The organism is Campylobacter concisus, from assembly GCF_902460595.1.
Lineage (GTDB): Bacteria > Campylobacterota > Campylobacteria > Campylobacterales > Campylobacteraceae > Campylobacter_A > Campylobacter_A concisus_BL.
Window position 1 is genome coordinate 312,570 of sequence record NZ_CABPVA010000004.1, and the last position, 6,982, is coordinate 319,551.

At 38.9% G+C, this 6,982-nt stretch carries 7 protein-coding genes; 1 reads left to right on the plus strand and 6 read right to left on the minus strand.

Annotation, left to right across the window (positions count from 1 at the left end):
- Positions 1–21 precede the first annotated feature (21 nt).
- The 3 genes from F3G86_RS08575 to F3G86_RS08585 are packed head-to-tail and all read right to left on the minus strand — an operon-like array spanning position 22 to position 2,813.
- Positions 22–942: a tetraacyldisaccharide 4'-kinase gene (locus F3G86_RS08575; protein ID WP_149723611.1), complete on the minus strand. Its 921-nt coding sequence runs from the start codon at positions 940–942 to the stop codon at positions 22–24.
- Positions 935–2,065, minus strand: a complete 1,131-nt coding sequence (locus tag F3G86_RS08580; RefSeq protein ID WP_103606940.1) for a DegT/DnrJ/EryC1/StrS family aminotransferase — start codon at positions 2,063–2,065, stop codon at positions 935–937. The genes F3G86_RS08575 and F3G86_RS08580 overlap by 8 nt, the downstream gene beginning before the upstream one ends.
- Before the next feature lie 10 nt (positions 2,066–2,075).
- Positions 2,076–2,813, minus strand: a complete 738-nt coding sequence (locus tag F3G86_RS08585; RefSeq protein ID WP_107914914.1) for an NAD+ synthase — start codon at positions 2,811–2,813, stop codon at positions 2,076–2,078.
- A gap of 120 nt (positions 2,814–2,933) precedes the next feature.
- Between F3G86_RS08585 and F3G86_RS08590 the strand changes: the two genes are divergently transcribed.
- On the plus strand, positions 2,934–3,536 hold the full coding sequence (locus F3G86_RS08590; RefSeq protein WP_103615483.1) for an MBL fold metallo-hydrolase: 603 nt from the start codon (positions 2,934–2,936) through the stop codon (positions 3,534–3,536).
- A 148-nt stretch (positions 3,537–3,684) separates the two neighbouring features.
- Here the strand turns inward: F3G86_RS08590 and dnaK are convergent, their stop codons facing one another.
- Genes dnaK through F3G86_RS08605 form a run of 3 tightly spaced genes read right to left on the minus strand, consistent with a single transcriptional unit; the run spans position 3,685 to position 6,921 of the window.
- The gene (dnaK, locus tag F3G86_RS08595) at positions 3,685–5,556 is read right to left on the minus strand and encodes a molecular chaperone DnaK (protein WP_103615481.1); all 1,872 of its coding nucleotides are present in this window, start codon (positions 5,554–5,556) and stop codon (positions 3,685–3,687) included.
- Positions 5,557–5,587: 31 nt separating this feature from the next.
- On the minus strand, positions 5,588–6,130 hold the full coding sequence (gene grpE / locus F3G86_RS08600; protein WP_149723612.1) for a nucleotide exchange factor GrpE: 543 nt from the start codon (positions 6,128–6,130) through the stop codon (positions 5,588–5,590).
- Positions 6,127–6,921 carry an HrcA family transcriptional regulator gene (locus F3G86_RS08605; RefSeq protein WP_103601873.1) on the minus strand — a complete coding sequence of 265 codons (795 nt, stop codon included), beginning with the start codon at positions 6,919–6,921 and terminating at the stop codon, positions 6,127–6,129. Before F3G86_RS08605 ends, grpE begins: the two co-directional genes overlap by 4 nt.
- Positions 6,922–6,982 lie beyond the last annotated feature (61 nt).

Here is a 6,982-nt window from a genome sequence, read left to right on the forward strand (position 1 = left end):
GCTCATTATAACAAAATGGGCTTAAATTTGCTGCGCTAAAACCTTTTTAAACTCCTCGCTTAGCGTAACTTCAAGCGTGATAAGCGAAACTCTCAGCCCAAAATCCTTTACTTTTACATAGTCCTTTTGCGTCATCAAAAGCGAGGTCGCGCCGTAGGTTTGTAAAATTTCGCTTAGCTCTTCTTTTGAAAAGTCGTAGTGATCAGGGAAAAAGACCTGTCCCACGCACTCGCCAAAAAATGCCTCAAGACGAGCCGGGTTTGCTATAGCGGTAACTAGCACCATTTTTTCGCTTTTATTTAAAATTTCGCTCTTTCTAAAGTGAGTTTGCCCCTCACGTGCGATGAAATCACCAAATTTGTAAAAGCTAAATGGATATCTATAAGCCCCGCTTGGCAGGCAAAGCTTTAGCTTTGGCTCTGGGTTTGGACGCACTAATATGTCAAATTTAGCTATGTCAAATTTAGAAAATCCATCATCCAGTAAGATATACTTTGCGCCATGCTCTTTGGCGTAGTTTATGGCTATTTTTCTATCTTCACTAACGATCACATTTGCGTTTTTAAGGCTTGTGGCATATATCATCGCCTCATCGCCACTTGCCGCTACGTCAAGTAAAATTTTGCCGTTACGAGCGACAACTTGCATGCCTTTGCTCTTTCTTTTATAGCCTCTAAGGATGATAAAAGCGCCTTCGAAATTCTTAGCGATAGCGATGCAAAGTGGGGTCTTGCCGCTTCCTCCAAGGGTCAAATTTCCAACGCTTATTATCTTTATACCAAACTCTTTTTTTTGCGCGCTAAAATTCTTGCAAATAACGACTAAAGCGTAGATAAAACTTAGTGGCAAAAGTAAAAATGCTAGTAAAATTTGAAAGAAATTTGGGCGAAAGAAGTAGTTATTCGCCCAAGAGTGTAAAAGGATGTTAAATTTCTTAAACACGAGATTTAGAAATTTCTTTTACAGTGTTGCAGATATATTGCACCTCTTCGTCGCTCAAACTATGATATATAGGTAGCGACAAGACTTGTTGATATGTCTTTAGAGCATTTGGGAAGTCATTTACTTTAAGCGAATATTTATTTTTATAATAGCTTAGCAAATGTATCGGTATGTAGTGCAACGAAGTGTGAATTCCACGCTCCAAAAGCTCTCTAGCAAAGCTGTCGCGGTTTTTATTTATCTTGATGATGTACTGAGTGTAGATGTGCTCGCGTTTTTTGACTGGAGTTGTGATGTTGTGACACTCTTTAAGCTCTTTATCGTAAATTTCAGCGATCTTTTTTCTACGTTTTATGAGCTCGTCTGTCTTTTCAAGCTGGGCGATAGAAAATGCCGCATTTATCGAGTTTATGTCGTATTTTAAACCTATATCAACGACGTCATAGATGTAGCTTAAACTACCAAATTTATCTATACCATTTACAAGGGCATAGTTACGAAGTAGTTTTGCTTTTTTATAGACCTCTTCGTCATTTGTCGTGAAAAATCCAACTGTTGAGATAGGATTTTGCACGCGTGAGTTTGTCTGAAAGCATGACAAAAACGAGTCCGAACCAACCTTTTTGCCGTTATATGTTAGTCCTATGCCTCGGTTTGCATCATCTAAAACGACGATGCCATATTTTTCGCAGATAGCCTTTATCTCATCAAGTCTAGCGCTTTGTCCAGCGATGTGTGAGATAAAAGCACATTTTAATTTCTTGTGATTTTGCTCTTTTAGCACCTTTTCAAGGGCTTCTGGGCTGATGTTAAAGTCCTCTTCATCGATATCGACAAAGATAGGCTCAGCATCAAAATGCCTAACAGCCTGAGCCACGCTAGGGAAGGCATTTACTGAGCAGATGACCTTGTCACCGCGCTTTGTATCCATCGCACTTAGAGCCAGATGATGCGCTGCTGCGATGTTATTTGTAGTGACAACAAATTTAGCACCAAAGTACTCTTTTAGCTTTTCTTCAAATTTAGCAACCGTATCAGTAGCATTTTCAGAATGCAAAGCCTCTTCGATAAGCTCACTCTCACGCTCAGTGATAGTTGGTTTGTAAAACGGAATTTCTCTCATCTTTAATCCTTTAAATTTTCACTATCAACGGCATTTGTCGTTTAAACCTGTTTGACACAACTCTATTTTCTATATCCAAGACCGCTTTTAATCCAAACTTTTTGATGGCTTGCTCCTTGTTATTTTCTAAATTTTGTAAAATCTCGTCGATAACAGCATAGCTGTAACCTATGTCGCCCTCGTCACTTTGTCCATCCCAAAGATCGGCTGAAGGTGCTTTTTTGATAAAATTTTCATCAACACCAAGATGTTTTGCAAATTCAAAAATTTCACTCTTATAAAGCTCTCCGATAGGATTTATCGCGCATGCCAAATCCCCAAATATCGTGCCATAACCAAGCATAAGCTCACTTTTGTTGCTTGTGCCGATGACTAGAGCGTTTATACTAGATGAATAATCATAAAGCAAGCTCATTCTAACTCTAGCTGCTAAATTCCCTTTTCTTAAATTGCTTAAATTTACATCTATCGTTTTGTAAAAGGCATTTAGAATGCCCTCTATGGACAAAACCTTATATTTTATGTTTAGTTTTTCGCATAAATTTAAGGCGTCGTCCATATTTTGTCTATTTGATGATGCTGTTGGCATGATGAGTGCATGAGTTTCATCTGGCTTTGCTCTCGCACAAAGCGTCGCAACCACAGCAGAATCAATACCGCCACTTACACCTAATAGTAGTTTTTTACCTTTAGTTTTATCTTTTAAGCTAAAAACTAAGGTTTCTTCTATTTTTTGATACCCCTTCATTGTCCCTTTGCCTAAATTTGCTTCCTTTTGCAAAAATTATACTAATTAAATTTAAAATTTTTCTTTAAGTTTAAGTAAAAAGATGCAAATATTTAAGAAATGATAAATTTAAGGTAGAAAATGAGAGTAATGCATAAAAGTTTTGGCGATTTTGGGACAAATTGCTACATCGTTACCAAAAATGGCTCAAGTTTAGTGATAGATTCAGGCGATGGGGCAAAAGAGTGGGTTTTGCAAAATGCACAAAATTTAAAGGCAATACTTTGCACTCATGGGCATTTTGACCATATTTACGACGTGAGCGAGCTAAAAAATGAGCTAAAAATCCCAGTTTATATCAATAAATTTGACGCTTTTATGTGTGAGAGTGACATTTTTGGCTATATGAAAAATACCTTTGTGCCAGATGTTTTGGTTAAAGGCGATGAGAGCTTTGTAGTGGATGACTTTTCTTTTAAATTTCATCACTTCCCAGGGCACACACCAGGTTGCTCGATGATAGAGATAGATGACGCGATATTTAGTGGAGATTTTTTATTTAAAGGTAGCATCGGACGCTGGGACTTTCCATATTCGGATAAAAATGAGATGCTAAAAAGCCTAGAAAAATGCAAAAATCTAAAGGGCGACTTCGCACTTTACCCAGGGCACGGCGAAAGCAGCACGCTAAAATCCGAGCAACAAGAGCTTGATAGATGGGTGGAGATCGTTAAAAGGTCTTAAATTTAAGATACGGATAAATTTATTTGCATTTTAGAAATTTATACTTTTAAATGATTTTGCAAAATGAGTGTATATTTATAAGTATTTAGAAGTTTAAATTTATAGGTTAAATTTAAAAGAGCAAGGCAAGTGCCCTGCTCTAGGAGTTTTACTCGACTTCAGCGTCTATAACGTCGTCGTCTTTTTTGTTGCCGCCGTTTGCGCCAGCATTTTCATCTTTTTTATACATAGCTTCTGCTAGTTTGTGGCTAGCTTTGCTTAGAGCTTCTACTTTTGCATCGATCTGCTCTTTTGAAGAGTTTTCATCTTTTAGAACCTCTTTTAGATCATTTAGCGCAGCTTCGATGTTGTTTCTATCTTCAGCTGGGACTTTCTCACCAAGCTCGCTCATGCTCTTTTCAGTTTGATGAACAAGCGCGTCTGCTTGGTTTCTAGCTTCTACTGCGTCTTTGCGTTTTTTATCCTCTTCTTTGTGAAGCTCTGCATCTTTTACCATGCTATTTATCTCATCTTCGCTAAGACCGCTTGATCCTGAGATAGTGATGTTTTGGGCTTTGCCAGTAGCTTTATCTTTCGCTGAAACGGTTAAAATTCCGTTTGCGTCGATGTCAAATTCAACTTCGATTTGAGGCACACCTCTTGGAGCTGCTGGGATGCCCTCTAAGTTGAAGTTACCAAGTGATTTATTATCCCTTGCAAACTCACGCTCACCTTGTAAAACCATGATAGTAACGGCACTTTGGTTATCTTCAGCAGTTGAGAAGACTTGGCTTTTCTTAGTTGGTATGGTTGTGCCTTTTTCAATGATCTTAGTCATCACGCCGCCAAGTGTCTCGATACCAAGGCTAAGTGGAGTAACGTCAAGAAGTAGCACATCTTTAACATCGCCTTTTATAACCGCACCTTGGATCGCAGCACCGATAGCCACGACTTCATCTGGGTTCACGCTCTTATTTAGCTCTTTGCCAAATGCCTTTTTAACCTCTTCTTGAACAAGTGGCACACGAGTTGAACCACCGACCATTACGACCTCTTTGATGTCACTCTTGCTTAGACCTGCATCTTTGATGACTTCATTTATCTTAGTGATAGTCTCGCCCACAAGTGAGTCGATCATGCCTTCAAATTTAGCGCGAGTTAGCTTTTTGACAAGGTGTTTTGGACCAGTCGCGTCAGCTGTGATAAATGGTAAATTTATCTCAGTCTCTTGAGCTGAGCTTAGCTCTTTTTTAGCATTTTCAGCTGCTTCTTTTAAGCGTTGAAGCGCCATGATATCGCCTTTTAGATCGATACCAGTTTCGTTTTTAAACTCACTTACTAGCCAGTCGATGATCTTGTTATCAAAGTCATCACCACCTAAGAATGCGTTACCGCCAGTTGCCAAAACTTCAACGATGTTATCGCCAGTTTCTAGCACTGTAACGTCAAATGTACCACCACCTAGGTCATAAACTAAAATTTTCTCAGCCTCTTTTTTATCAAGACCATAAGCAAGTGCCGCAGCTGTTGGCTCGTTGATGATACGAAGTACGTTTAAACCAGCGATTGTTCCGGCTTCTTTTGTAGCCTTTCTTTGGCTGTCATTAAAGTACGCAGGCACAGTGATAACCGCGTCTGTCACGCTCTCGCCAAGATATGCTTCAGCGTCTTCTTTTAGTTTGATAAGAATTTTTGCTGAAATTTCTTGCGGAGTATAGACCTTGCCAGCGATCTCAACCGCGCAAGCACCATTTCTGTCTACAACGTGATATGGCAAGCGGCTTTTTGCCTCTTCAGCATTTTTTTCATTGCTCATCAAACCCATGATACGTTTGATAGAATATATCGTTTTTTCAGGGTTTGTAACTGCTTGACGTTTTGCAACGTCACCTACTAGAATTTCACCCTTGTCTGTAAAAGCAACAACAGATGGAGTTGTGTTTTTGCCCTCTTTGTTTGGGATAACCTTGCTCTCGCCACGCTCAAAAACGCTCACACAAGAGTTTGTTGTACCTAAGTCTATACCTATAACTTTTGACATATTTTTCCTTTATTAGATTTATTTTTTAAATTTAGTTTGCCACACTGACCATAGCTGGGCGCAAAACCCTGCCATTTATCATATAGCCTTTTTGTAAAGCTTGCACGATCTGACCGCTTTGCTTCTCCTCGCTATCGACCCTTAAAACAGCATTATGCACATTTGGATCAAACTCGGCATCAGTTGCGATCTCGCTCACGCCATGCTTTTCAAAACATTTCTTGAACTGATTTATCGTTATCAAAATGCCCTCTTTGATCTTTTTAGCAAATTCATCATCCTCTGGGTCAAAATTTGCAGCGATCTCGAGCGCATCGATGACTGGTAGTAAGTCCCTTGCAAATTTCTCATTTGCATAGCTTGCAACGTCTACTTTCTCTTTTTCATAACGCTTTTTGATATTTTCAAACTCAGCATTTGCTCTGTAATATTTATCAGTGATCTCGCCAAGCTCTTTTTCGAGCTTCTCCACTTTTGAGATATCGCCAAGTGCATCTAAATTTACGCTATCGCTAGCTGCCTCTTGCACAGGCTCGACCTCAGGTAGATTTTGCTCTTTTACCTCTTCGCTCACGCGGCCTCCTTTATTAGATTTATAAATTTCACATAATCAGTATAAACACTGCCAGCACAGATCATCTGCGCCTCGCTACCAAGGTAGTTTGCTTTAAATTTAAGCCCCATGTAATTTTCGTCAAACATAGGAGAAAATGTAAGCTTTTCGTCCATCTGCAAGCTAAAACTTGGGTCAAAAACCATCTTAAAGCGTCTATCCTTAAACATATCAAAGGCTAAAATTTCGTTTTCTTGGAAGTAAATTTTAGTCCTTTTAAGCTCTCTTATCTTGTTTTTTAGTTCGCTTAAGCCAACTTGAGAACAGATAAGCTCAAGCTTGTCTAAACTAACTCCGATAAGGTTGTTTAAAAATTTATACATCCTAGCGTCAAATTTGACGACGATCTCATCGCCACTAAAATTTAAAACCAGATATCTATCATTTAAATTTAAAATTTCTAGCAACTCCTTATCGATCGTGCCAAAAATCATACAATAAAGCTCAAACTCATCACAGAGCATCTTTAAGCTTCTTGGGTCATTTATCTCTAAATTTATGTCGCTCTCAGTAAAAATTTCACTCCAATATCTTCTCATCGCAGCGATAGTTGGGATCCTGCCGCCACTGATGTGAAGCTTTGTGATCTCGCCCTCATCTGAAAGCTTTTTAAAATAAACACGTATCGTAGATGCCGGTATCGCCACGCTCATGCGAGAGCCAAGCTCGTTTGAGCCAATAGGCGCATTGTCCTGCAAATAGGCTTCAATGATAGAATTTAGTATCAAATCGCGTTTATTTGTTTTACTCACTTTTAGCACTCTTTCTTTTTAATTGCTAAGCGGATTATACAACTTTAGTTTATCAATGTCA

Bases quoted from the DNA above. Each gene is read 5' to 3' on its own strand.
- F3G86_RS08585 (WP_107914914.1), bottom strand. From the start codon at position 2,813: ATGAAGGGGTATCAAAAAATAGAAGAAACCTTAGTTTTTAGCTTAAAA.
- F3G86_RS08590 (WP_103615483.1), top strand. From the start codon at position 2,934: ATGAGAGTAATGCATAAAAGTTTTGGCGATTTTGGGACAAATTGCTAC.
- F3G86_RS08580 (WP_103606940.1), bottom strand. From the start codon at position 2,065: ATGAGAGAAATTCCGTTTTACAAACCAACTATCACTGAGCGTGAGAGT.
- dnaK (WP_103615481.1), bottom strand. From the start codon at position 5,556: ATGTCAAAAGTTATAGGTATAGACTTAGGTACAACAAACTCTTGTGTG.